Origin of the sequence: uncultured Apibacter sp., assembly GCF_946479295.1 — a bacterium.
GTDB lineage: Bacteria > Bacteroidota > Bacteroidia > Flavobacteriales > Weeksellaceae > Apibacter.
Map to the genome: position 1 here is coordinate 13,332 of NZ_CAMLFD010000009.1, position 25,278 is coordinate 38,609.

Below are 25,278 nucleotides of genomic sequence, written 5' to 3' on the forward strand. Positions count from 1 at the left end.
GTTCTTATAAAATTATATTTAAAACTAATTTCTATTTAATAGTTGAAGCTCTAATAAATGTAAACAGTCTGCCAACTGTTTATTTATCAATATAAAAAATACTTACTGGGATATTTTAGGATCATAGCTGTAATAAGCATTTTAGAAAAAATAATATTCAAATAATTTATTTTTTGACGTACAACGTATCAATTGAATCCATAAAAGTTATATAAATTATCGGAAGTATTTATAAGGGATGAAAAATTTTATAATCAATAAGAGATTTAGTGTGGAGAGTTTAAAAAAAATAATAAATATTTACATAAAAATTAAATGCAATTATCTAGTTATGGAAAAATAATAAAAAAAGTAATGTATAATATATATAAAATACTCATTAATTTATTCCTTAAAAACAATATAATAAGTAATTTGTGTATTGATAGCTCTTGTTTGTAGTTTTTGTATAATAAATTGAGGTTAAATATATCAAATTTTATATAATAATCTTATATAAACTTTTCGATTATATATATTTTTTGTTTATCTTTACCGTCATAAAAGTTAGTGTTTAAGTGTTTTAAATTTTAAAAATTAAGTGTTCATCTATTTTTTTATGCCTTACAGGTACTTAATTTTTATAATGAAATAAAAAAAATGGTCATTAAAAAAAAGAATTGATTTTCTAATATTAAAAATAGAAGATCAAGTAAGTGTTAATATGTTAATTAATAATTCATTATGAAAAAGAAAGTTTTATTATGTTCATTACTCGGGGTAATTTCCGTTTGTTCTTTCTCTCAAACCCAAAGAGTGGGGATAAACACCGAAGCACCTCAAGGGGTTTTCCATATCGATGGGAAATACAATAATGCTGAAGACGATTTTGTAATTGATGGAAATGGAAACGTGGGTATTGGTACCCGTACTCCCCAATCAAAATTGGAAATTATAGGTATGCGTGGAAAAGGGCTACGGGTTATTCCTAAAGGAACTATTCAAAAGGGAAAGATTATAGGATCTGATAAAGAAGGAAATTTTGTAATTTCTGATCGTCTAATGCCAGAAATAAAAGAAGGTGAAATAGTACAAATACATGTTAGGCTTGACGACACCTCAACAAAGGGAGGGCCGAATTTAGCAAGTAGGGAACCCGTTATTCCCGGTGATCCTAGATTACCCGTCGGAAAATCCCCGGCAGTTAAGATTTCAACCAAGCCGGTAGTACTTACGGAAGGTACCTGGTTGGTTCAGCTTAAGTATGCCACTCGAACTACAGCAGGAACCGGATCTAATTTTAGAGAAGGTTGCGGTAAAGATCATGGATGGGATCAATATATATGGACCCTTTTATATAATAGTAATGAATCTGATTATAAAAAAGCGGTATTAACTTTGGTTGGAACTGCCCCGGAACGTTCCGGAGCCTGTGCTAGCACACCTCAGCTAACTCATATCGTTAAAGTAGAAAAGGATCAAACTATGATTATTGATGCTTATGCCAGTACCAGTATATATCATAATACGGTAGTATTTGTAGACGGAGATTATGATGAATTTGCCACAGGTAAACCTTATTTTAGGGCTATACGAATAGATAAAGTCGACAAAAAGTAATTTTGTTTTTATTATACTATAATAAACCATTATATAAAAATCATGAAAAAAATAATTATATCTATGTCCCTTTGGGGGGGAGCGATTGGCGTTGTTTTCTCACAAGTTGGTATTAATACCGATCATCCAAAAGGTATTTTTCATATAGATGCAAAAAAAAATAATGGAAATACTGATGTTCCAATAAATACAACAGATGATGTGGTATTTAACTCTGTAAGAAATGGCTGGATATTATTGAAATCATATCAAGCACATTTAGGGGTTGGGAAAATTAAGCCTGAAGCAGGTTTAGATATTAATGGGACCATGCGTTTAGAAAATGGGGCTGAAGGCAACAATAAAATACTAGTTAGCAAAGATAATCTGGGAAATGCTACTTGGGTAGCCCCTTTAAGTCCTATAATAAGTGTTGGTAAAATAAACGATAATAAGCGTTTGCCTACAGATGAAACTCCAGGAGATTTAACTGAAGAACCTTTGAAACTTACCCAGGGGAAATGGTTGGTTCTATCCAAATTTGTGGTAAGAAATACTATATATCCGTCGGGCAATCCGAAACCGAAACCCCGAAATAATGTTTGGATTTATTTAAAAAATATGGGTAAGACAGATCCAACGGAATTTAGTACAGTATTAGGAGTACCGGTAGAACAAGACGGATATTATATTGGCACTCCGCAACTGGCTGCTATAGTGAATGTTCCTAAGGGAGAGGAACACGTGTTTAGAATATTTGGTAGTACCAGTAATACACAATTTGGATATACTACTACCAGTGAATTTCAAGGGTCTTATTTTTATGCTGTTCGGTTAGATGTAGATATTTTAGACTAGAAGATCAAATTAATACATTGTGAATTTTAAATATATTATATGAAAAAATTATTTTTATTATATGCAATACTAGCAGGAGGGGTAAGCAATTATTTATTTGCCCAAATTCCATCTGTAGGAATAAATACAACTTCACCGCAAGGACCTTTTCATGTGGATGCCAAAGGAAATACTGATGGAACTTCTAATACATCGGATGATGTGATTGTAACAAAAGAGGGTAATTTGGGGATAGGGACACTTACTCCTACTGCCAAAGTACATGTTAAAACAGATGGCACCACAAACGGATTACGGTTGAGCGATCAATCGGAAAGAAAAGCTAGCATGCTAATGTTTCAGGATAATAAAGGTACAGTTAACTGGGTACCTAAACCGTTTAGCTTAGTAGAGGCACCACTTAATGAGCATTTAGATATGGATCATCCGTTAAGTAATAATCCAAGTAAGCTTGTTACTAGAAATTCAAATGATCATAGAGAAATTACATTTACAGGACGAGGGCTAAAACTGACTCCCGGTATATGGATGATTATGGCAAAATACTTGGTTGTTAATCCGGGAAACGACGGAGGTTTTTTGTATTGGACATATCTGCATGATTTAGATGATCTTGATGGCTTACCGGTAGATGATGATCATCTTAAAGATAAAAGATCTGGATGTATGAACCGTGATGCTGATCCTTATGATAATTGTAAAGATAAAAATGGATTTCCCGGTAAATATAATAGAAATTGGTATTTGGCAAGTGATAACTTAAAAGGGCAGGTATCTAAAAAGGCAATGTGTGTAGTTGGTATCTATCCGGAAGCTAAAAATTTTCAATTTACAACCCCGTATGTAAATTATATAGCTGTTATAAAATCAGACGGTAAAAATCCGGGAGATCCGGGATATGAACATGAAATTGCTCTAACATTTAGTACAAGTCTTCCTGCAGTTGTGCCTAATTCGTTTATCCGTAATACGTTACGTACTGATACCCATATAATGCATCCAACACAAAAAGACGTAGAAATACCAATAGGAACGTATTTTTTTGCAGTTCGTTTAGATATAAATTAAAGCTTATAACTTTCTAAATATATTATATACTAGTACTTACGTGATACCTGACAGTTATGTTAGGTATTTTTCTTTTTAATCAATACCTGTAATTCCCATTTTCTTCATTAAAAAGGTAGCGTTCATATTTTTAGCCATCCCCTCTTTAATTTTATAATCGAAAAAAAGTTCATCATTAATAATTTCTGCTTCAAAACTGTAGTTTTTAACATTTTTAGGGTAGTTTTGCTCTAATGTTCCTAACACCAGATCATGGGTAGCTATAATTCCATTACCATTTAAGGATATAAGCTGTTTCATAAGCGCTAGCGATCCTTTTTGTTTATCTTCGGAATTGGTGCCTTTAAGAATTTCATCTAAAATTATAAATAAATGTTCTCCTGAATGTAAACGGTCAATAATCATTTTCAATCGTTTTAATTCGGAAAAGAAATATGATTCGTGATCCGCTAAAGAATCAGTAGTTCTTAAGTTGGTAACCAGATTTCCTGGAAAAACTTCTAAGGAATGTGCATATACAGGTGCACCTATACAGGCCAGTACGTGATTAACTCCAATGGTTCTTAAAAATGTACTTTTTCCGGCCATATTTGCTCCGGTAATTACTAAAAAATACTTTTCTCTAGCGATAGTAACGTCATTGGTTACACAAAGAGAGCGATCTAGCAAGGGATGCCCTAATTCTTTTCCCTCAAAAATAAAATGCTTTGTATTTATTTTCGGATAACAATAGTCGGGGTGTGTATAAGCAAAGGTAGAGAGAGAGTTCCAAGCATCGAAATGTGCGAGTGTATCAAACCAATAAGGAAGGTGTGTACGATAAGTTTCTGTCCATCGTTCTATTTTAATGGCATAACGCACACCCCAACATAGCACAGGGTTAAAAAGTAAAACCATTGGATAAGCCATTCCCATGTTTAATTGAGAACAATAACGGTTTAGCTTATTAATAGCTGCTGAAGCGGCAGTATTCTTTTTAAGAGCTTCCTGATAATTTTTCAGTAAATTGCTCTCAAAATTTTGTTTTTCAATAGCTTTAAATAAGGAACTATAGGTAGATAATTTGTCTGATTTTTTGCTAACTGTATCCACAATTTGCGTCACATGTTTTTGCGAAAAAGCATTGATAGAAAAGGTTAATACCCATAAAGGGATAAAATATAAAGTAGAGGCTAGTTGGAAAGCACAAAGTATAGATAAACCTATATAAAATGCTGGGATAAGGTAAATCATTATTTCCCAAAATCTTTGTTTATATAATAAATATTTATCATTAAACATAGTGTTTACATTAAACCGACCTTCATCTGTATTTCTATTTAGAGAACCTAATACTCTGAAATGATTTATCCATTCTTGTTTTGCGGCTAATTCACGAATGCTTTCCTGATTTTCTAAAATAGTGCTTTTATCTAAATATGGAGAAAGAAACAGGTGAGCAAGATATTCTTTTCCGAATGAAGTAATACTACGATTTATAGACTGGAAAAGAGATCGATCTCCAAAAAGATCAAGGTCATAGCTAAAACTATGTTCCGTTTGTATATATTCAGGCGCTCCATCGAAAGGGGTAAAATCATAATGTAATGCTTTATATTCGTCATTAGCGATTTTAATTAAAGTAAGAGAATATTTTTTTTTATAAAACAGTTTGTTGTGGAATTTTAAAAGTAAAATAAAAGCAAGCAGAGAAATTAAAATAATTGTGCCTACGTGTATTCTATTATTCCAGTTAAGATAGCAAAGTATAATACTGAATAGTACCACTAATAGCCGAAGTATTGCCACAATGAAAATTTTCTTTTTCAGAGGGTGTAATTTCTTTTTTTCTTTATCAATAATATTTTGATAAAAATTTTGTACCGCTTGCATATTCATAATTTCAAAGGTAAACAAAATAAAAATGAATTTTTTCAATAAATCATTCGTATATAAACTTTAAACTATTTTTTATCTTGTTATGGGATGGTAGTGTTCTTTTTTAAAAAAGATAAGGCGTTTGCCTCCTTTATTACTTCTGGGAAATAATCAAAAATCTAATAGATAAAATATATGAAATTATTCTGAAACCTTGTTATTCATAGCCCAATCTATTTTTCGCGATATAAAATTTAATTTTTCATAAATAAAAATTTTTAAGAGTATTTGTAAATACTATAACATAATAAATTTATGCTATTTGTTATAATCTAATTACAAAGTAATTGAGATATCATTTAAAAAAAGGTCATATATATTCGCAATGAAATTATATAGTATAAAATTTCTATTTATTACAGATTTTATCGATAAGATTACCTACTACTCTTTAATTTGTCTATTAATGTTTTAGTAATTAAAGAGAATTAAAATACTATCTTTTATGATTAGGTTTTTTATTACGAAGCTATAAAGATATAAGACAGTTATAATAACAGTACATCGGCAGGGTAAAATAAAAAGCCTGATTATATTATAATCAGGCTTATATATGTGTTTTGAATCTATTTAGATTGCAAGTTCTATCACTTCAGACATTTGAGTGACATAATGAATTCGTAATCCCTTAATATAATCAGGATTTATTTTTTCAATATCTTTTCTGTTTTCTTCGCATAAAATTACATCAGTTATTCCTGCGCGTTTAGCGGCTAATATTTTTTCTTTAATACCACCTACAGGAAGAACTTTACCTCGTAAAGTAATTTCTCCGGTCATGGCCCATTTAGATTTTACTTTTTTCCCGGTAAATGAAGAAACAAGGGAAGTAAGCATCGCTATACCAGCAGAAGGTCCGTCTTTCGGAGTAGCTCCTTCGGGAACATGAATGTGAATATTGCTTTCCTCAATTTTTTGAGGATCAATATTGAAATTTTTATAATTGGATTTTATATATTCTAACGCAATGGTCGCCGATTCTTTCATTACAGTCCCCAAATTTCCGGTCATAGATAAATTTCCTTTTCCTTTGGAAAGGATACTTTCAATAAATAAGATATCTCCTCCCACTTGTGTCCAGGCAAGTCCCGTAACTACACCCGGAACTTTATTGGTTTCTGAAGTTTCAGGCAACATAGGGGGACCTAGAATTTCAATAATTTTATCTTTACTTAATTTTTTATCATACTCATTATTTCGAGCAATTTGCAATGCTATATTTCTTACTATTTTAGAGATTTTTCTCTCCAATCCTCTAACTCCTGATTCTCGAGTATAGGCTTGAATAATAAATTCCAATTCTTTTTTACTTATAGATATATCTTTTTTATTCAGCCCGTGTTCAGTAATTTGTTTAGGTAAAAGATACTTATAAGCTATTTCTACTTTTTCTTCAATGGTATATCCCGATATATCTATAATTTCCATTCGGTCCAATAATGCAGGCTGAATGGTTCCCAAATTATTGGCAGTGGCAATGAATAATACTTTAGATAAGTCATAATCAACATCAAGGAAATTATCGTGGAACGTACTGTTTTGTTCCGGATCCAGCACCTCAAGTAAGGCTGAAGAAGGATCACCATGTCCGCTCGAACTGATTTTATCAATCTCATCCAATACTACTACCGGATTCGAAGTTCCTACTTTTTTTATGGATTGAATGATTCTTCCCGGCATAGCCCCAATATAGGTTTTTCTATGTCCTCTTATTTCCGATTCATCATGTAATCCACCCAGTGATATTCGTATGTATTTTCTACCTAAAGCAGAGGCTATAGATTTACCTAAAGAAGTTTTTCCAACTCCGGGAGGGCCGTATAGGCAAATAATAGGGGATTTCATGTCTCCCTTAAGTTTTAAAACAGCAAGATATTCAAGAATACGTTCTTTTACATCTTCTAGCCCAAAATGATCTTTATTTAGTACCTTCTCGGCATGATTGATATCAAAATTATCTTTAGAATATTTTTCCCAAGGCAAATCCAACATTAATTCCAGATAATTCCTCTGAACTCCGTAATCCGGGGTTTGAGGATTCATTCGAACTAATCGGTTAAGTTCTTTTTCAAAATGTTCATGTATAGATTTGCTCCATTTTTTCTTAGAAGCTTTATCTTTCATCTCCTGAACTTCTGCTTCATAGGATACTCCTCCCAGCTCTTCCTGAATGGTTTTCATTTGCTGATGAAGGAAATACTCGCGTTGTTGTTTGCTCAGGTCACTATTTACTTTATCTTGTATGGAATTTTTTAAACTTATTTTCTGAAGCTCGAAGTTTAAATATTTTAATGTTTTGGAAGCCCTATCCAATAAACTGTTAATTTCTAATAATTCTTGCTTTTTGATTAAAGGTAAGTCAAGATTTGAAGCAACAAAATTAACTAGTAATGAACTTCCTTCAATATTTTTAATAGCAAAGGATGCATCTGAAGGAATGGCTGGATTTTCATTGATTATTTTAATTGCCGTTTCACGAAGACTTTCCAATAATACATTAAAATGTTCTTTATTTTTAGTTGAAATTTTTCTTTTATCTTCCAGCAAAGTAACTTCTGCCTTTAAATAAGGTTCTTCTTCAAGTATAGAATTTATAGAAAATTTACGTATTCCTTGTAAAATAACCATGGAGCTTCCATCCGGCATTTTAAGTAATTTTAAAATTTTACCTATAGTCCCAACGGAATACATATCTTCAAGGGTGGGATTGTCTACGTTCACATCTTTTTGCGTGATTACTGCTATAATTTTGTCGCTTTGCTGAGCATCTTGCAGTAAATTGATGGATTTATTTCTACCTGCTGTAATTGGAATAACTACTCCTGGAAATAATACTACATTTTTAACGGGAAGTAGAGGTAGTACCGCAGGAAAAGTTTCATTCATCATTTTATCTTCTTCATCCTGACTTAATAAAGGAATAAACTCACTATCATTTTGCATAACTTGATCTAATGACAATATGTCGAACTTCATAATGTTTCGTATTAAAGATTTAGTGACAAACTTTCAGGTATATAGGATACGGATTGTTACTTTTTGTAAATCCTATTAGATTATAATGCTGATTATTAAAGAGAAATGTGCAATCTCTAAAGTTTGTCCATGTTCTAAGGTCAATTAATATGCCAAATAAATACAGGTATCTATGACAAAAATAGAACCTAAGATTATATTATAGTTTAATAAGAGTGAGTATCTCTCTGCTTCCATCGGAATAGGATACTTTTACAAAATATCGTCCGGTAGGTAGTTTAGAAATGTTAATTTCTTGATTTTGATTATTATCTAATATGTCTTTATCGATCAGATTAGTACCAACCATGGATAAAACAGATATATTAAGAATTCTTGATGAACTGGAATTCTTAACAAGTATAAAATTTACTGCAGGATTAGGATATAATTTTGATTTTGTATAAGGTTGGTCTTGATAGGAAATGTCCATTAAAAAACTTACTGGTATATCTTTTGCGGTAACCAAGTTCATTGAAAGTAGCAATGTAATAAATAATAAAAATTTCTTCATAAGCATTTTATCTTTAAAATTTATAAAATTTACTTGATAAATAATAGTTTTATAGTCTACGGTAATTAATGTATAAAATTATAATTATTTTTTTTTATTTACAACTTTTTAACAAAATATTTTTATCTTTATTTTAAAATAAGGATAATTTTAATCTTTATTTATCTTTAGAGTATACTTAATTTGTATATTTATTAAGATATAATTTATTTTAATTATTATGAAGCAATGGCTAAAGTAAATATACTGACTTGAGAATTTTGTATTTTCAATAATTCATGGGCGCAGGATATTAAAGTTGCGCCGGTTGTTAAAACATCATCGACTAATAAATAATGACTGGAACTTTGATTGGTTCTTATAAAGGCCTTTTTCATCCTGTTCATACGCTCATCCTTGTTAGATTCTATTTGCGATTCCATATGAATTACTCTTTCTAGTAAATGTTCGTCAAAATTGCAATTCATTAATGAGGCTAATCTTTTACAGCAAAGTATGATTTGATTATAATTTCTTTGTTTCAATCTTTTATAATGAATAGGTACCGGAATAATGGTATTTACTTCTTTTAAATAAGGGTTATCTTGGTTTTGCCTATACCAAATTTCAGCTAACCAAGAACCTATTTCAGGCTTATTTTTATATTTTAAATGGTGAATTAATTTCTGTGTAATATTTTTTTTTGAAAAAAATAGCAATGAGGAAGCAAATTCAATTTTTACAGATTCACTTATTTTATCATATATAGAATTATCTCGGATAAATGGCATATGAGTGAAAGGTAAGTTGGCTTTACAGTTTTCACATAAATAAGATTGGGTTGAAGAAATAATTATTTCACAGCCGATACACCTCATAGGGAACAGGGTAGAGAGTATTTCTTGCCACATGAGATTTTTCAATTATCTTTGCCTAAGATAATCAAAATTTTTAATTGTGATAAGGCTTACTAAAATTTTTACATTTGAAACGGCACATGCTTTATGGGGGTACGATGGTAAATGTAAGAATATTCACGGACATTCTTATAAACTCTATGTAACCGTTAAAGGGATACCTTCCAACGATGTAAATAATGTTAAGAATGGAATGGTTATGGATTTTGGAGATTTAAAGTCTATCATCAAAAGATTAATAATAGATCCTTTGGATCATGCCATTATTTTAAATGCCCTTACAGAACATAAAAAATTAGGAGAACAATTGATAAAAGAAGGGCATAAGGTTATCTTTACAAACTACCAGCCTACTTGTGAAAATATGCTGATGGACTTTGCTGAAAAGATTCAATCGGAACTTCCTGCGGCTATTATACTAGCAAAGCTTACATTATATGAAACAGAAACTTCTTATGGTGAATGGATAAGGGAGGATCAATAAAAATAAATCTGGATAAAGGTAAAAAAGTTTATTTTGCCTCTGATCAACATTTGGGAGCTCCAGATGAAGTTTCTTCCAGAAAAAGAGAAAAAATTTTTGTAGATTTTTTAGATCAAATAAAAAATGATGTACAAGTACTTTTCTTGTTAGGAGATTTATTTGATTTCTGGCATGAATATAAAACGGTTGTTCCTAAAGGGTTTGTACGTATTTTAGGGAAATTGGCAGAACTTTCAGATTCCGGAGTCGTTATTTATTTTTTTACCGGCAATCATGATTTATGGATGAGAGATTACCTCCAAAAAGAACTGTCTATAACTGTTTTTACAGAAGAACAAAACTTCATAATTAATGATAAAAGTTTCTTTATTGCACATGGGGATGGATTAGGACCCGGAGATCATGGATATAAAAGAATGAAAAAACTTTTTACTAATCCTTTCGCTCGATGGTTTTTTCGATGGTTACATCCTGATATTGGTGTAGCTTTAGGAAATTATTTGTCAAGAAAAAATAAATTAATCAGTGGAGAAGAAGATATCAAGTTTTTAGGAGAAGATAAAGAGTGGTTAATTGTTTTTTCTAAAGAAAAATTAACCAATACGCATTATGACTATTTTGTTTATGGACATCGTCATTTACCCATGGATTTATCTATTGGTAAAGATAAAGAAAGTCATTACATAAATTTGGGAGATTGGATCTCCTATTATACTTATGCTGTATTTAACGGTGAAGATTTACTTTTACAAAAGTACACTGATAAAAATTTGAACTAGCTTATATATTTTAGTTTCCTTCCAATAGCTTTTTTAACTCGATAGCTTCTGAAGGAGTAATTCTCCCGGATAAGAGCAATGATAATTCGCGACGATGGATCGCTCCCGTATATCTAGTTTTTTCTTCCTCGGTTTCAGGAACTAAGTCCGGAATTTTTTTTGGTTTCATGGTTTCATCTAATGCGACAAAAGTGTAAATTCCCTCATTGGTTTTTATTTTTCTGTGATTTATAACATCATCAATCCATATATCTACAATAACTTCCATGGAGGAGCCGAAAGCTCTTGATACTTTGGCTATTGCTTCCACTGTACTGCCTAAAGGTATTGGCAAGGAAAATGAAACGTGATTTACAGAAGCTGTAACTACCTTAGCTTCTGCATGTCTTTGTGCGGCAATAGCACAAGCCCGGTCCATTAATGAAAGTAAATCTCCTCCAAACATATTGTTATACGCATTGGTTTCATTTGTAAGAACAATGGTAGTCATAATAGTTTTTGACTCGGAAGGAGTTTTGGCTTTCATATAGTTTGATGTTTAATTATAAAGTAGGTAAACCAAAATTTTTATAGGTAGCAAAACTGTCTACATTTTGAAAATTAATTTTTTCTTTTACTGAGGTAAAAGTTCCTAAGTTTTCGACTGTTAAGTTTTGATTGGTTTTTAATGAGTTTTTCCACTCAGATATAATTTGATAAACTGATTCTTTGGCTTTTTCTACATCAATAGATTCTAAGTCTGCAATTAGATTAGCCAGATTATCATCATTTAAATTATGCTGTTGATTAAAATTAAGAGAATAGGAGGGAGGAAGGATTTGATTGGTTTCTTCATCTTTCTTTACGGAAACAAGCTTTAATTCAAATTTTCCAAAAGAAGGTAAAGTTACCTGGCCGGCTTCATCCAATAATAGTATGATATATTTTACTAAATTCATAGGGTAAATTTATAAATAAATACATTAATTCTTCCCATAACTTTAGTGAATAGGTTTTAAAATTTGTATAAATTTATATACTAGTATAAAAAATATAAAGGAAAAATAACTATAAATTTTGTAAAATTATTTAAATAAACACCTCATATTTATTTTGATATTCATTTGTAAATTTAATTAAATTCAAAATAGTTTCTTTTTTTCTCAAACAATTTCCAATGTGAAAAAATAATGTCACCATACATAAAGAATTGCACAATAAGAAAGATAAATGGAAACAAGAGACTGCCTCTATAGAAACCATATAAGAGAACTAATAGATTCCGAAAATAATCAACTTTTAACTAATCAATATCGTCACAAAAATAAGAACTATAAAACTGACTGGTAATAACCATTGATTCTAATATTGGTTAATTGCTAACATTTCATTAACATCAAATTGCTTGAAATCTCTATTAAGCCACTTCCTAATAATTATCCATACATATTCACTGTAACCACCTCAGGAAGAGATTTGTGGAGGTTTAACAATCTTTTTTTTATGGTATTAACTAAAGTTAGAGGCAACGTTATCCATAGAATTCATATTGCAGGCAAAAGTAATTCCATTAAAATCTCTAATTGGGAGTATAAAAGGGGAAGATTAATATCTTTAATCAATTCATTTGTTGGATGAAGTGATAATTTGTATTCTTTATAGTCAAAAAATACATTCGGCAGATTATTCACTTTTTCATAGGTTTAAAAACCAATATTTTTATAAAAGACTAATGATTTTTAATATCTATAACCCCAAGATAAACTAGATTGATTCTATGGATTGCTTAATAATAAAATTAGTTGTGCCTGTTAATGGTAATATTTATTTTCAGGAAATTTACTGCTTTCTAAACAAATTTGCCTTTCTTTCAGTTTCTTTTTCATAGCGCTAAAAAATTCAGGAGTTATACCAATGTAAGACGCAATATGTTTTTGCGAAATAGAATCTTTTAATTCCGGAAATCTTTTACAAAAATTTATATACCTTTCTTCTGCGGATAGACTTAGAATTTCATATAGACGATTACGTAAGAATATAACGGAACGAATTAAACTCTCATTATAATACAGTTCTAATTTTGGAAACCTTTTGACGGATTCTTCTTTTGCAGTATTTGATAAGATAAGTATTTCAGAATCAAGATCGGCTGCAATATTAAATTTTGCAAGTTGTTTATATAAAATACTTTCATTATCAGCAATCCACCAACCTTTGGAAGAGAATTGTAATACTTGTTCCAATCCTTTTTTATCATTAATATAACTACGTAAGCAGCCTGAAAGTACATAATAATAGTTATCTTGCACTTCATCTTGCTGTAAAAGAAATTCCCTTTTATTGAGCTTTCTGAATTTTAGAATAGATTTTAAATAATCTTTTTCCTCTTTAGAAATAGTAACTACTTCATTTATTTCTTCAAAAACTTTTTCAAAAATCATAGTATAAATAAGTTTTTTAATTTTTACATAAAAAATTTTATAATACACATAATATATTATAATAACAGAACCTGTTATCTTTTGAGAATTTATTATAATATTAATGTTTCTTAAAAAGAGAAATTAAACACAAGTGTTAAATCTTTATAAAAACTATACTCTAAAGTCTTTAAGAATTCAAACCTTAATTCTCTTATTGTTATATGTAGTATATAATTGAAAATGGTTACGAAAAATTAATTATAAAAATTTTTTTTCGTAAAAAATATAAACACATTGTTTATATTTTAAAAATTTCCGCTTATTAAAAACTCGTAATATTAATTTTTTTATTTGATTAGCTACTCAACAAATCAAACGAAAATAGATATTAGGTTAGAATAAACAATAATATATTATAAATTAAATTTATTGATTAGATGGTAATGAATTATTAAAAAAAATAATTATATCATTGTAAACTATATACAAATTAATGGTTTACATAGCTTAAATAATTGGATATCATAAGTATAAAGCAATATGATGTTTACTATATTTAAATTTTTAATGAAATAAAATATAATATAATAAGTAACCTTATAGATTATATTATATAACTATTGAATTTAATTACAATCTATTTCCTTACTATTTTTAGTAAAACCTTCACATTTTCCGATTGATTGATGTAAGAAGGAAAAAATATAGTTTATTAATCTAATTTTAATACGGCAAGGAATGCTGATTGAGGTACTTCCACACGTCCAATTTGTCGCATTCTTTTCTTACCTTGTTTTTGCTTTTCCAATAATTTTCTTTTACGAGAAATGTCTCCACCATAACATTTGGCAGTAACATCTTTACGCAATGCTTTAATGGTTTCGCGCGCAATAATTTTGGATCCGATGGCAGCTTGAAGAGGAATGTCAAATTGTTGTCTTGGAATTAATTCTTTTAATTTTTCACACATCTTTTTACCTATGTTATAAGCATTATCATGATGAATAAGAGCAGATAATGCGTCAACATGTTCTCCATTAATAAGTATATCTACTTTTACCAATTTAGATACTTTCATCCCTGAAGGAGAATAATCAAAAGATGCATATCCTTTAGAAATCGTTTTCAATCGGTCATAAAAATCGAAAACTACTTCAGCTAGAGGCATCTCAAATAATAGCTCAACTCGATCAGTAGTTAAATAGGATTGATTAGTTAATTCTCCTCTTTTTTCAATACAAAGATTCATTACCGCACCGATAAAGTCTGTTTTAGTAATAATGGAAGCTCTGATATATGGCTCTTCAACCCGATTTAGGGTAGTAGCTTCAGGTAGCTCTGATGGATTATGTACAGCTATTGCTTTCTCAGGATCTTTGTTAAGATAGGCATTATAAGAAACATTGGGAACGGTTGTAACTACAGTCATTCTAAACTCTCTTTCCAAACGTTCTTGTATAATTTCCATGTGTAGCATACCTAAAAATCCACAACGAAAGCCAAATCCTAAAGCAGCGGAAGATTCCGGTTCAAAAACAAGGGAAGCATCATTTAACTGAAGTTTTTCAAGTGCAGAGCGTAACAATTCATATTCCTCTGTATCAACGGGATAAATTCCGGCAAATACCATAGGTTTTACTTCTTCAAAACCGGCAATAGCTTCTAATGCAGGATTTTCAAAAGAAGTGATAGTATCTCCTACCTTAACTTCACGGGCTTCCTTTATACCGCTAATAATGTATCCTACGTCCCCACATTGAATGCTATCTTTAGGTAGTTGATTCAATTTTAGAGTACCTATTTCATCAGCATCGTAACTTTTTTCGGTAGCCATGAATTTTACTTTCTGACCCTTTTTTATACTACCATTCACTACTTTAAAATAAGCCTCTATACCTCGGAAAGGATTAAAAACAGAATCAAATATTAAGGCTTGTAAAGGGGCATCAGGATTTCCGGATGGAGCCGGGATTCTTTTTACAATTTGCTCAAGTAATTCTTCAACTCCTTCTCCCGTTTTACCACTTGCTCGAAGTACATCTTCCGGTTTGCAACCTAAAAGGTTAACTATTTCATCCGTAACCTCTTCAGGGTTTGCAGCCGGTAAATCAATTTTATTTAGTACCGGTATAATTTCCAGATCATGTTCTAAAGCCAAATATAAATTAGAAATAGTTTGAGCTTGGATGCTTTGCGCTGCATCTACAATTAGAAGAGCACCTTCACAGGCTGCTATAGAACGTGATACTTCATAAGAAAAATCAACATGTCCCGGAGTATCGATCAAATTTAGTACATATTTTTCTCCTTCATATTCATACTCCATCTGAATTGCATGACTTTTTATGGTAATACCTCGTTCCCGTTCAAGGTCCATATCGTCCAACGTTTGCTCCTGCAATTCTCGGTCTGAAATAGTTTTTGTTTGTTGTAAAAGCCTGTCTGCTAACGTACTTTTGCCGTGATCTATATGGGCTATAATGCAAAAATTTCTTATGTTCTTCATATTATCTACAATAATGCAAAAATACATTTTTTATAAACAATAAAAGTATGTATTTAGCATAAACTCATCTTCCAGGTAAAAATCATTATTTTAAATCCTATTAATTCGATAGGAATTATTACATTTGCGATGTTTTTAAATAAAATAAGATTGAAAAACTTTTTAAAGAACATTAAAAATTGAAAATGAAAAAATTAAAATTAACAGAAGATTGGACTGCCACGATCATTGGTGGATTTGTCATCTTATTAGGTATTATTTTATATGCTTCCCTAGGTTATACAGTAAGTTGGCCTACGTTCAAGTGGAGTACGGGTAATGAGTTGTTATCCAATGTATTAACTATCAAAAATTTCATTAACATTTTTATTGTTTTTATTGTTTCTTATGATTTATTACTTATAGCAGATGTGCTACAGGGAAAACCAATGAGTTCAGCGAAAGGCTTTCCATTGCTATTTGTTCTTACTATAATTGCAATGATAATCGGAGGAAATTCGATTATGAATTATTGGGGACTGGAAACCGTTATATTTTGTTTGCTTATAGGATTGGTCATAAATAATTTTTTCGGTACACCTCAATGGATAAAAGGTTGCTTATCTTCAGAAATGTATGTTAAAATTGGATTAATTTTTCTTGGGTCAACAATCATATTCCAAGATATAATGCAAGCAGGAGCATTAGGATTAATACAGTCAGTAGTAGTAGTATTTTCGGTTTGGTATTTTTCATTCTGGCTTTGTAAAAAATTCAACATAGATAAAGAAATGTCTATGATGCTTTCCAGTGCCGTGTCAATTTGTGGAGTTTCTGCGGCCATAGCTACGGCTGGAGCAATTAAAGGAGATTCAAAAAAATTATCTTATGTAGTGTCTCTAGTTTTAGTAGTTGCAGTTCCTATGATTATAATTATGCCTGCATTGGCAAAATTTTTAGGATTAGGAGAGGTTATGGCAGGAGCTTGGATAGGAGGAACCATAGACACAACCGGAGCAGTAGCAGCAACCGGGGCAGTTTACGGGGAAGAAGCTTTAAAAATAAGTACCATTGTAAAATTTTCACAGAATGTTTTATTAGGTATTGCTGCATTCTTAATCGCAGTTTACTGGAGTTATACTAAAAAAGATGGAAATGAATTTGCAGATAAACCTAGCTTAAAGGTAATTTGGGATAGATTTCCTAAGTTCGTTATAGGTTTTATTATGGCATCTTTATTATTTTCTTTTGTAATTCCAACTGATCAATATAAACCTGTTATAAATGAATTAAAGAAATTCCAGGGACTATGGTTTGCGTTAGGGTTCACCTCTATAGGATTGGAAACTAATTTTAGAACATTAATTAATAAAGAAAACAGAAAAGCTACCATGGTATTTTTAGGAGCTCAAACCTTTAATGTAGTATTTACATTAATTATTGCTTATTTAGTCTTTGGTATAGAATGGTCTAAGATATAAAATACAAATACTTTATTATTTTTATTTTGGGAGAGTTTAGTTTTTGCTAAACTCTCCCATTATTTTAATATAATCTTATTAAATCGATAAACGATGTGAGTAACAATTTTTTTCTAGTTAAAAAAATTAAAATAACCTTTTACCTTCATACAAATTGTATATTTCCATAATCTCTTTCAAAATCTTTTTAAAATTGATTTTCATATCGATTAATTTTCCTGTTCGAATATCAAATATCCAACCGTGAACCTTAAGATTATTTTCAATGATTGCTTTCTGTACAGAAGCAGTTTTTATTAAGTTAATGCATTGCTCTTCAACATTCAATTCAATAAGTCTATTATATTTTTCCTCTGAGCTTTTAATTAAATTTAATTCATCTTTATGAATTCTATAAACATCCCTTATATTACGCAACCAAGGATTTAAAAGACCTAAATCTTTAGCTTCCATGGCTTCTTTTACACCACCACAATAATAATGTCCGCATACTATAATTTGTTTAATTTTTAAATGATCAATAGCATAAGTGATGACAGATTGCACATTAAAATCTGTGCTAATAACCATATTAGCCAAATTTCTGTGAACAAATACTTCACCGGGTTTCGCTCCCAATAGCTCTTCTGTTGCGACGCGACTATCAGAGCAACCTATATATAAAATTTCGGGATTCTGTCCCTTTGACAATTTATCAAAATATTTTTTATCCGAAGAAAGCTTTTTGGCGATCCATTTATCATTGTGTGTAAATATTTTCTCAAAATTCATGTATGGATTGTATAGTAATAAAAAATAATGAACAAAAATTACTACGGAATTATTTTATATCATAATTCCGTTATTTCCTTTATATATGCTATATTTTCCTGATCCTAAAAATAATAATGCTAGGGAGGTAAGTAAATAAAATAGATTAAGCTCTACTTTAAGTCCTCCAGTTTGTGAAATTGAAAATCCTGCAAAACCATGTACCAAATAGAAAGTCATAAGCATGGTAATAATGATTAAAATTGATGATATTCTTGTGAAAATACCTAATATGATGAAAAGGGGAGCAATAACTTCTCCTACCGGAACTCCTAACCAGAGATATTCAGGCATGTTTTTGGAGGTTAACATCCCTTTTATAAAGTCATGACCATGAAGTAATTTAGATACTCCATGGAAGATCATTAATCCACCTATTGAAATACGCAATAGGAGTTTTCCAAGATCCGAATTCAATTCTTTTGCCATAATTTTTATATAAATTTATTCAAAAATAATTTTTTTATTTCATAATTTATGTATCTTTTGTTAATTAATTCATATTATTTTTATTCATATATTTAATATTTGGTTCTTTATAAGATTATGAAGAATTTATCAAGAAACTGTTTCTAAAATAAAAATCTTGTATGATATGAATTTTACATAAACTTTTGAGTCTAAGCTTGAAAAATAGAGTTAAAAATTTCAATATAGCTTTTAAAATCAAAATAATATTCTTTTTCAAATATTGCAGTTAGACCTTATCAGGTATTTTAGAAGGTCAATCTGAATTTAAGTATTTATTAAAAACAAAAAAGTCCTGTTATAACAGGACTTTTTATAATATCATTTCTTTAATTTTATACTTAAAACGGTTTAATATCGAATACGATAGATTCTAATACCTGAACCACAGCGGCAGTAGTATCTAAAGAGGTGAAGCAGGCAACACTGTTTTCAACTGCATTTCTTCGTATTAAGAATCCGTCTTCTTGCGCGGTTCCATCATTAGAAAGTGTATTAATAACAAATTGAGCTTTGCCTTGCTGCATGATTTTTACGATGTTATTGTCTTCACTTTCAATTTTGTTAATTTCAACAACCGGAATATTATAATCACGGAAATATTTGGCTGTTCCTTTAGTTGCCATAATTGTATATCCTATATCGTAAAATCTTTTCGCTAAAGGTAAAGCCTCTGCCTTATCCTTATCGGCTACTGTAAATACTGCATTTCCAAGAATCGGTATATTGATTTGCCCTGCTCGAAGAGCTTTGTAAAGAGCTCTTTCGTAAATGGTATCTTTTCCTATAACCTCCCCGGTAGATTTCATTTCAGGGCCGAGAGTTATATCTACAGAACGCAATTTGGCAAAAGAGAAAACAGGTGCTTTAATAAATATATTACGAGATTCCGAATAACAATCCATAGCATATCCTTGCTCTTTCAAAGATTTTCCCAACACTGCTTTAGTAGCAATTTTTGCGAGAGGAATACCGGTAACTTTGCTCATAAATGGAATAGTTCGGCTGGATCGAGGGTTTACTTCCAATACATATATTTTTCCACTCATTAATACAAATTGTATGTTCATTAACCCTATAATTTTAAATCCTCTGGCTAATGCTTGAGTCTGACGAATAATTTCTTCTTTTTCTTCTTTTGTTAAGGTTTGTGGGGGATATACAGCAATTGAGTCTCCGGAATGGATTCCTGCCTTCTCAATATGTTCCATGATTCCCGGAACGAAAACATTTTTTCCATCGGAAATGGCATCAACTTCTATTTCTTTTCCTACCAAATATTTATCAATTAATATCGGCTGTTTCTCATGAACATTAATGGCCTCTTTCATATATCTTTCCAGCTCTGAATCTTGATATACGATTTGCATGGCTCTTCCTCCCAATACATAAGAAGGGCGAATAACTACAGGGTATCCGATAGAATTGGCTACACGTAAAGCTTCTTCTAAAGTGAATACCGTATCGCCTTTAGGACGGGCAATATTTAATTCATTTAATTGCTCTTCAAATTTCTTGCGATCTTCAGCTCGATCAATATCTTCCAAACTAGTTCCTAGTATCTTAGCTCCGGCATCTATGGCTGCTTGAGCTAAGTTAATAGCTGTTTGTCCGCCAAATTGAACAAAAATTCCGTCCGGTTTTTCTAAATCTATGATTGAAGTAATGGACTCTCTGGTAAGCGGTTCAAAATAAAGCTTATCTGATATGCTGAAATCTGTAGATACAGTTTCCGGATTGCTGTTGATGATGATAGCTTCATATCCGGCCTCTTTAAGAGCTAATACACTATGTACGGTTGCATAGTCAAATTCAACTCCCTGTCCGATTCTTATCGGTCCGGAACCTAGTACAATAACCTTTTTCTTATCAGTACGTGCCGATTCATTTTCGGTGCCGTATGTGCTGTAGAAATAAGGTGTTGTCGAGATAAATTCTGCCGCACATGTATCTACCATCTTATATACAGGAATGATTTCATTTTCCTTTCGTATAGAATATACTTGTTTTTCATCCATATTCCATAGTCGGGCAATCTCCCAATCAGAAAATCCGTATTTCTTTGCTTCAGCCAGTATATTTACATTTTTCGGATTTTCTTTTACCTCCTTTTCGAGTTCGATGATGTGTAAAATTTTAGCGAGGAAAAAGATATCAATCTTAGTTATTTCGTGTATTTTTTGAATACTAATTCCATTTCGTAAAGCTTCAGCAATTAAAAATAAACGTTCATCATCAGCATACTTAAGTCTTTTTTCCAGAGTCGAAGCCTCAAATGGCTTCATATCTTTTTTGGATAAGTGTAAACAGCCTATTTCCAATGATTGTACGGCTTTTAATAACGCTTCTTCGATAGAAGTACCTATAGCCATAACTTCTCCGGTAGCTTTCATTTGGGTGCCCAAATGCCTGTTTGCACTTTGAAATTTATCGAAAGGCCATCTTGGAATTTTGGCTACTACATAATCTAAAGTTGGCTCAAAACAAGCATAGGTGGTATTTGTTACCGGATTTTTCATTTCGTCAAGAGTTAATCCTACGGCAATTTTAGCTGCCAATTTCGCAATCGGGTAACCGGTAGCTTTAGAAGCTAGGGCAGATGAACGGCTAACTCTAGGGTTAACTTCTATTACAATATAATCTTTGCTTAAAGGATCTAAGGCAAATTGAACATTACAGCCTCCTTCAATTTTTAAAGCGCGAATTATTTTTAAAGCAGAATTTCTAAGTAATTGATATTCTTGATCTGCTAAGGTCTGACTGGGAGCAAAAACAATGGAGTCTCCTGTATGGATACCTACCGGATCGAAATTTTCCATATTACAAACAACAATAGCATTGTCATTTGCATCTCTCATTACTTCATATTCAATTTCTTTATATCCGGCTATACTCTTTTCTATAAGGCATTGATGAACGGGGCTGTATTTCAATCCCGAATCGGTAATTTCTCTTAACTCATTTTCATTTTCAGCTATTCCCCCTCCGGTTCCACCAAGTGTAAAAGCAGGTCTTACAATGATTGGAAACCCAATTTGATTAGCAAATTCTACCGATGATTCAACATCGGTAACGATAATACTTTCCGCAATGGGCTCATTAATGTTTTCCATTAATTGCTTAAACAGATCCCTATCTTCGGCTTGTTCAATGGAAGATAATGTAGTTCCTATAATTTCAACATCATACTGAGCTAAAGTTCCGGCTTTAGCTAGTTCCACAGCAAGATTTAACCCGGTTTGCCCTCCCAAAGAAGGTAATAAAGCATCGGGTCTTTCTAAGGCAATAATTTGTTGTAGAAAATCTAAGGTTAAGGGTTCCATATATACCTTATCTGCAATTTCTTTATCAGTCATAATAGTTGCAGGATTCGAATTAACGAGGATTACCTTATATCCTTCCTCTTTAAGAGCCAGGCAAGCTTGAGTTCCGGCATAATCGAATTCGGCAGCCTGACCGATAATGATAGGTCCGGATCCTATCACAAGAATTTTATTTATATCTGTGCGTTTTGGCATTTTAATTTTTAATTTTTAATTTGAAAAAGTAACTTCAGATTACATACAATTTATGAGAATTACTTTATGCTGTTTTTTTATCTGGCGATACTTCGATGTTTATATTTTTCAGAATAAAAAAGAATTTTATTATTTAAGCTTAAATTCATCAATCATGTCCATAAAACGGTTGAATAAATATTCATTGTCATTCGGTCCTGGACTGGATTCCGGATGGTATTGAACGGTAAACGCCCAATTTTTTCTGTCTTGTAAACCTTCTATGGTGCCGTCATTTAAAGCTCGGTGAGTAACTTCTAATGAGGTGTTTTTTAATGAATCTTCGTCAACCACATATCCATGATTTTGAGAAGTTATATGAACCCTATTGGTAGATAATTCTTTTACCGGATGATTAGCACCTCTGTGTCCGAAAAGCATTTTATATGTTTTTGCACCCTGAGCCAAGGCGTATAATTGATGCCCTAGACAGATTCCGAATATAGGCACTTTCCCGCTTAATTCTTTAATAGTATTTATTGATTCTGTTAATTCTTCCGGGTTTCCGGGACCATTAGAAAGCATAATTCCATCCGGATTTAGTTCTAATATTGAATTAGTGTCTGTATTATAAGGGACTACTACAACATCGCAATTTCTTAGGCATAATTCTTTTAATATGCTTTTTTTCATTCCATAGTCAACCAATACGATTCGATTACCTTCTGCAGGGGCACTATAAGCTCTGGGGGTGGATACTTCGGGAACATGATGTGCCAGTTGATGATTTTTAAATTTTTTAATTACTTCATCAATATCTTCATTTTCATCACAAAATTTACCTTTCATGCTTCCTTTAGTCCGTATAGTTTTCACTAAGGCACGAGTATCAATACCTCTTAATCCGGGGATATTTTGTTTTTTTAGGAAGGTATCTAAATTCATTTGACTTTTCCAGTGAGATTCTGTTTTTGCATATTCGTGAACAATAATCCCTCCTACAAAAGAATTGAGAGATTCAAAATCACTAGGGTTGATACCGTAATTACCGATTAATGGGTAAGTGAAAACTATGATTTGTTTGTGAAATGAAGGGTCTGACAAGGTTTCCTGATAACCGGTCATTCCTGTGGTAAATACAACTTCACCAATTGTGAATTGATCACTGCCGAAGCCTTCACCATTAAATACTAATCCGTTTTCTAATACTAATTTTCTTTTCAAGGGTTGTTAATTTATTTTAATGGTTTGATATATTTATGAGTTAAAAACATAGTTAAGAACTGCAATCCGAGCAAATACTCCGTTAGTCATTTGTGTAAATATTCGAGACTGGGAAGCTTCAATAAGGTCTTCATCAATTTCAACATTTCTATTAATAGGGGCCGGATGCATAATGATAGCCTTCGGTTTCATTCTATCAGCTCTTTCCTTAGTTAATCCATACAATTCCAAGAAATTTTTTTCATCATATTGTTTAGAATGTCTTTCATTTTGATTTCTTAGCAGCATAACAACATCAGCATTCGAAATTGCAGTGTCTAGGGAGGTATAAGTTCCCATTGTCATACTGGAATCCCTCCAAAATTCCGGCGTAGCAAAAGTAATATTAGAACCTAGTCTTTTTAAAATTTTTGCATCAGAATGAGCTACCCGGCTATGTACGACGTCTCCTGCTATTACAACATTAAGATTTTTGAAAGTGCCAAATTCTTCATATATGGTTACTAAATCTAACAGCGATTGGGTAGGGTGGTCTCCACAACCATCTCCTGCGTTAATAATCGGTACATCTATTTTATTAATTAAACTTTCGTAAAATTTATCCTGCGCATGTCTTATTACAAAACATTCAACTCCTATAGAATGAAGAGTTTTAACCGTGTCATATAAGCTTTCTCCTTTTTTGATACTGGAAGTTTCAGCATCAAAGTAAATAATTTCCATACCTGTTTTTTTCTCAGCCATTTCAAAACTAAGCTTGGTACGTGTGCTATTCTCAAAAAATAAATTAGATATGTAGCGGTTTGATAGATTGGGATATGCTTTTTTCCTTTTGAAACTGATAGCATCATCTATCAAGTTCTTAATTAGCTCCAAATCAAAATTTTCAAGCGAAATAAAATGATTCATTTTTTGATATATTTAGTTTAATTAGCATTGCTTTCTATTTATAAAAAAAAACATCTTAAATAATAAGATGTTTTTAAATGAATATTTAAAAAAAATATTTTCAGTATCTTCTATATGAGATTTCGTTCCGAGAAATAGTAAAGGAATAAGTCCATCTAAAGGAATGAAAATTCCTTTTTTTTCTATTATCTTAGGTAATGATTGAAAATTATTCAAAAGGTTGAAAAAATATAATCTGTGTTAATTAATTGAATTAAAAATCTTACAAAGTTAAATTAAATTTTAAAATAATACAATTTTAATTACAGCCTATAGGGCTAAATGCTTATTCTATTTGAAAAAATAGATTATTTTTAATTTAATTTAATATTACTTCAAGTGAAATTACATTCATGATATATTTTTTTTAATAATTATATATAATGAACAATATTTTATTTTTTTTTCTAAATAAAATATTAAAAATAAAGTACTTACAATTTAATGCAAAATATATGCTTAAATAATTGAAAATATTATATATGTATTACTAAAGTCTTTATTAAATTTGTATGATAAAAAACCATATATTTTATATAATTAAAAATGTAGAATTATCGATATAAAGATTTATAAGTGCTAAAATGGAACCTTATTTACTCGTTAGTCTTATTGATTTTATTTAATATTTATTTAATATTTATTTTAATCAAATCTATATTAATAATATTAAAAAATATTTTATAGTAAAATAGGATTAAAGAGGAACATTAATAAGTGGTTTTATAATAAATAAAATAGGACCCACCTTCATTTATATTATTGTAAGCAATAGTATACTTCAATATCTTTTTTTGATAACTAATTATAAATTATATTTTAATATATAGCGGAAATTCTATTAAAGTGTTTAA

19 protein-coding genes are annotated in these 25,278 nt (G+C 30.8%); 6 read left to right on the forward strand and 13 right to left on the reverse strand.

What is annotated here, in order from left to right; all coding sequences use genetic code 11:
• Window positions 1-723 precede the first annotated feature (723 nt).
• The 3 genes from Q0T35_RS07040 to Q0T35_RS07050 are packed head-to-tail and all read left to right on the forward strand — an operon-like array spanning window position 724 to window position 3,504.
• Window positions 724-1,599 carry a hypothetical protein gene (locus tag Q0T35_RS07040; protein ID WP_295841502.1) on the forward strand — a complete coding sequence of 292 codons (876 nt, stop codon included), beginning with the start codon at window positions 724-726 and terminating at the stop codon, window positions 1,597-1,599.
• Window positions 1,600-1,641: 42 nt separating this feature from the next.
• Entirely contained in the window at window positions 1,642-2,436 is a 795-nt protein-coding gene (locus Q0T35_RS07045) for a hypothetical protein (protein WP_295841503.1), read from the forward strand.
• A 39-nt stretch (window positions 2,437-2,475) separates the two neighbouring features.
• On the forward strand, window positions 2,476-3,504 hold the full coding sequence (locus Q0T35_RS07050; RefSeq protein ID WP_295841504.1) for a hypothetical protein: 1,029 nt from the start codon (window positions 2,476-2,478) through the stop codon (window positions 3,502-3,504).
• A gap of 75 nt (window positions 3,505-3,579) precedes the next feature.
• Here Q0T35_RS07050 and Q0T35_RS07055 read toward each other — a convergent pair whose 3' ends face one another.
• The 4 genes from Q0T35_RS07055 to Q0T35_RS07070 form a co-directional block, all read right to left on the reverse strand.
• A complete protein-coding gene (locus Q0T35_RS07055) occupies window positions 3,580-5,382 on the reverse strand; it encodes a hypothetical protein (RefSeq protein WP_295841505.1) in 1,803 nt (600 codons plus the stop codon).
• Between the two features lie 609 nt (window positions 5,383-5,991).
• A complete protein-coding gene (lon, locus tag Q0T35_RS07060; RefSeq protein WP_295812110.1) occupies window positions 5,992-8,397 on the reverse strand; it encodes an endopeptidase La in 2,406 nt (801 codons plus the stop codon).
• A gap of 199 nt (window positions 8,398-8,596) precedes the next feature.
• Window positions 8,597-8,950 carry a T9SS type A sorting domain-containing protein gene (locus tag Q0T35_RS07065; protein WP_293917801.1) on the reverse strand — a complete coding sequence of 118 codons (354 nt, stop codon included), beginning with the start codon at window positions 8,948-8,950 and terminating at the stop codon, window positions 8,597-8,599.
• Window positions 8,951-9,168: 218 nt separating this feature from the next.
• Window positions 9,169-9,840, reverse strand: a complete 672-nt coding sequence (locus Q0T35_RS07070; RefSeq protein ID WP_293917803.1) for a hypothetical protein — start codon at window positions 9,838-9,840, stop codon at window positions 9,169-9,171.
• Between the two features lie 46 nt (window positions 9,841-9,886).
• Here Q0T35_RS07070 and Q0T35_RS07075 point away from each other — a divergent pair, with 46 nt between their 5' ends.
• Together Q0T35_RS07075 and Q0T35_RS07080 are read left to right on the forward strand one after the other, a co-directional pair.
• Window positions 9,887-10,330 (forward strand): 6-carboxytetrahydropterin synthase, encoded by a 444-nt coding sequence (locus Q0T35_RS07075; RefSeq protein WP_295841506.1) that lies wholly within the window; start codon window positions 9,887-9,889, stop codon window positions 10,328-10,330.
• Window positions 10,309-11,109 (forward strand): UDP-2,3-diacylglucosamine diphosphatase, encoded by an 801-nt coding sequence (locus Q0T35_RS07080; RefSeq protein WP_293917807.1) that lies wholly within the window; start codon window positions 10,309-10,311, stop codon window positions 11,107-11,109. Before Q0T35_RS07075 ends, Q0T35_RS07080 begins: the two co-directional genes overlap by 22 nt.
• Before the next feature lie 10 nt (window positions 11,110-11,119).
• On the opposite strand, the gene Q0T35_RS07085 is transcribed toward Q0T35_RS07080, so the two are convergent.
• The 4 genes from Q0T35_RS07085 to lepA form a co-directional block, all read right to left on the reverse strand.
• Entirely contained in the window at window positions 11,120-11,635 is a 516-nt protein-coding gene (locus Q0T35_RS07085) for an acyl-CoA thioesterase (RefSeq protein ID WP_295841508.1), read from the reverse strand.
• A gap of 16 nt (window positions 11,636-11,651) precedes the next feature.
• Window positions 11,652-12,047, reverse strand: coding sequence for a hypothetical protein (locus Q0T35_RS07090; protein WP_293917811.1), 396 nt, complete (start codon window positions 12,045-12,047; stop codon window positions 11,652-11,654).
• An 852-nt stretch (window positions 12,048-12,899) separates the two neighbouring features.
• Complete coding sequence (locus tag Q0T35_RS07095; protein WP_293917813.1) at window positions 12,900-13,529, reverse strand: Crp/Fnr family transcriptional regulator; 630 nt, start codon at window positions 13,527-13,529, stop codon at window positions 12,900-12,902.
• Window positions 13,530-14,223: 694 nt separating this feature from the next.
• Window positions 14,224-16,017 (reverse strand): translation elongation factor 4, encoded by a 1,794-nt coding sequence (lepA, locus tag Q0T35_RS07100; protein WP_293917815.1) that lies wholly within the window; start codon window positions 16,015-16,017, stop codon window positions 14,224-14,226.
• 185 nt (window positions 16,018-16,202) lie between these two features.
• Between lepA and Q0T35_RS07105 the strand changes: the two genes are divergently transcribed.
• A complete protein-coding gene (locus tag Q0T35_RS07105; protein WP_295841511.1) occupies window positions 16,203-17,477 on the forward strand; it encodes a putative sulfate exporter family transporter in 1,275 nt (424 codons plus the stop codon).
• Between the two features lie 126 nt (window positions 17,478-17,603).
• Here the strand turns inward: Q0T35_RS07105 and Q0T35_RS07110 are convergent, their stop codons facing one another.
• The 5 genes from Q0T35_RS07110 to Q0T35_RS07130 all read right to left on the reverse strand — a co-directional run bounded on the left by Q0T35_RS07110 (window position 17,604) and on the right by Q0T35_RS07130 (window position 24,385).
• Window positions 17,604-18,248 carry a carbonic anhydrase gene (locus tag Q0T35_RS07110; RefSeq protein WP_295841513.1) on the reverse strand — a complete coding sequence of 215 codons (645 nt, stop codon included), beginning with the start codon at window positions 18,246-18,248 and terminating at the stop codon, window positions 17,604-17,606.
• A gap of 54 nt (window positions 18,249-18,302) precedes the next feature.
• Window positions 18,303-18,716: a DoxX family protein gene (locus Q0T35_RS07115; protein WP_293917821.1), complete on the reverse strand. Its 414-nt coding sequence runs from the start codon at window positions 18,714-18,716 to the stop codon at window positions 18,303-18,305.
• 380 nt (window positions 18,717-19,096) lie between these two features.
• Window positions 19,097-22,273, reverse strand: a complete 3,177-nt coding sequence (gene carB / locus Q0T35_RS07120) for a carbamoyl-phosphate synthase large subunit (protein ID WP_295841515.1) — start codon at window positions 22,271-22,273, stop codon at window positions 19,097-19,099.
• Between the two features lie 129 nt (window positions 22,274-22,402).
• Window positions 22,403-23,476, reverse strand: coding sequence for a carbamoyl phosphate synthase small subunit (locus Q0T35_RS07125; RefSeq protein WP_295841517.1), 1,074 nt, complete (start codon window positions 23,474-23,476; stop codon window positions 22,403-22,405).
• A 33-nt stretch (window positions 23,477-23,509) separates the two neighbouring features.
• Complete coding sequence (locus tag Q0T35_RS07130; RefSeq protein ID WP_293917824.1) at window positions 23,510-24,385, reverse strand: aspartate carbamoyltransferase catalytic subunit; 876 nt, start codon at window positions 24,383-24,385, stop codon at window positions 23,510-23,512.
• Between the last annotated feature and the right edge of the window lie 893 nt (window positions 24,386-25,278).

Coding starts and splice junctions, on each gene's coding strand:
- Q0T35_RS07115 (WP_293917821.1), bottom strand. CDS start 18,716: ATGGCAAAAGAATTGAATTCGGATCTTGGAAAACTCCTATTGCGTATT.
- Q0T35_RS07090 (WP_293917811.1), bottom strand. CDS start 12,047: ATGAATTTAGTAAAATATATCATACTATTATTGGATGAAGCCGGCCAG.
- Q0T35_RS07080 (WP_293917807.1), top strand. CDS start 10,309: ATGGATAAGGGAGGATCAATAAAAATAAATCTGGATAAAGGTAAAAAA.
- Q0T35_RS07045 (WP_295841503.1), top strand. CDS start 1,642: ATGAAAAAAATAATTATATCTATGTCCCTTTGGGGGGGAGCGATTGGC.
- Q0T35_RS07050 (WP_295841504.1), top strand. CDS start 2,476: ATGAAAAAATTATTTTTATTATATGCAATACTAGCAGGAGGGGTAAGC.
- lepA (WP_293917815.1), bottom strand. CDS start 16,017: ATGAAGAACATAAGAAATTTTTGCATTATAGCCCATATAGATCACGGC.
- Q0T35_RS07110 (WP_295841513.1), bottom strand. CDS start 18,248: ATGAATTTTGAGAAAATATTTACACACAATGATAAATGGATCGCCAAA.
- Q0T35_RS07070 (WP_293917803.1), bottom strand. CDS start 9,840: ATGTGGCAAGAAATACTCTCTACCCTGTTCCCTATGAGGTGTATCGGC.
- Q0T35_RS07055 (WP_295841505.1), bottom strand. CDS start 5,382: ATGAATATGCAAGCGGTACAAAATTTTTATCAAAATATTATTGATAAA.
- Q0T35_RS07040 (WP_295841502.1), top strand. CDS start 724: ATGAAAAAGAAAGTTTTATTATGTTCATTACTCGGGGTAATTTCCGTT.
- Q0T35_RS07095 (WP_293917813.1), bottom strand. CDS start 13,529: ATGATTTTTGAAAAAGTTTTTGAAGAAATAAATGAAGTAGTTACTATT.
- Q0T35_RS07130 (WP_293917824.1), bottom strand. CDS start 24,385: ATGAATCATTTTATTTCGCTTGAAAATTTTGATTTGGAGCTAATTAAG.
- lon (WP_295812110.1), bottom strand. CDS start 8,397: ATGAAGTTCGACATATTGTCATTAGATCAAGTTATGCAAAATGATAGT.
- Q0T35_RS07065 (WP_293917801.1), bottom strand. CDS start 8,950: ATGAAGAAATTTTTATTATTTATTACATTGCTACTTTCAATGAACTTG.
- Q0T35_RS07085 (WP_295841508.1), bottom strand. CDS start 11,635: ATGAAAGCCAAAACTCCTTCCGAGTCAAAAACTATTATGACTACCATT.
- carB (WP_295841515.1), bottom strand. CDS start 22,273: ATGCCAAAACGCACAGATATAAATAAAATTCTTGTGATAGGATCCGGA.
- Q0T35_RS07105 (WP_295841511.1), top strand. CDS start 16,203: ATGAAAAAATTAAAATTAACAGAAGATTGGACTGCCACGATCATTGGT.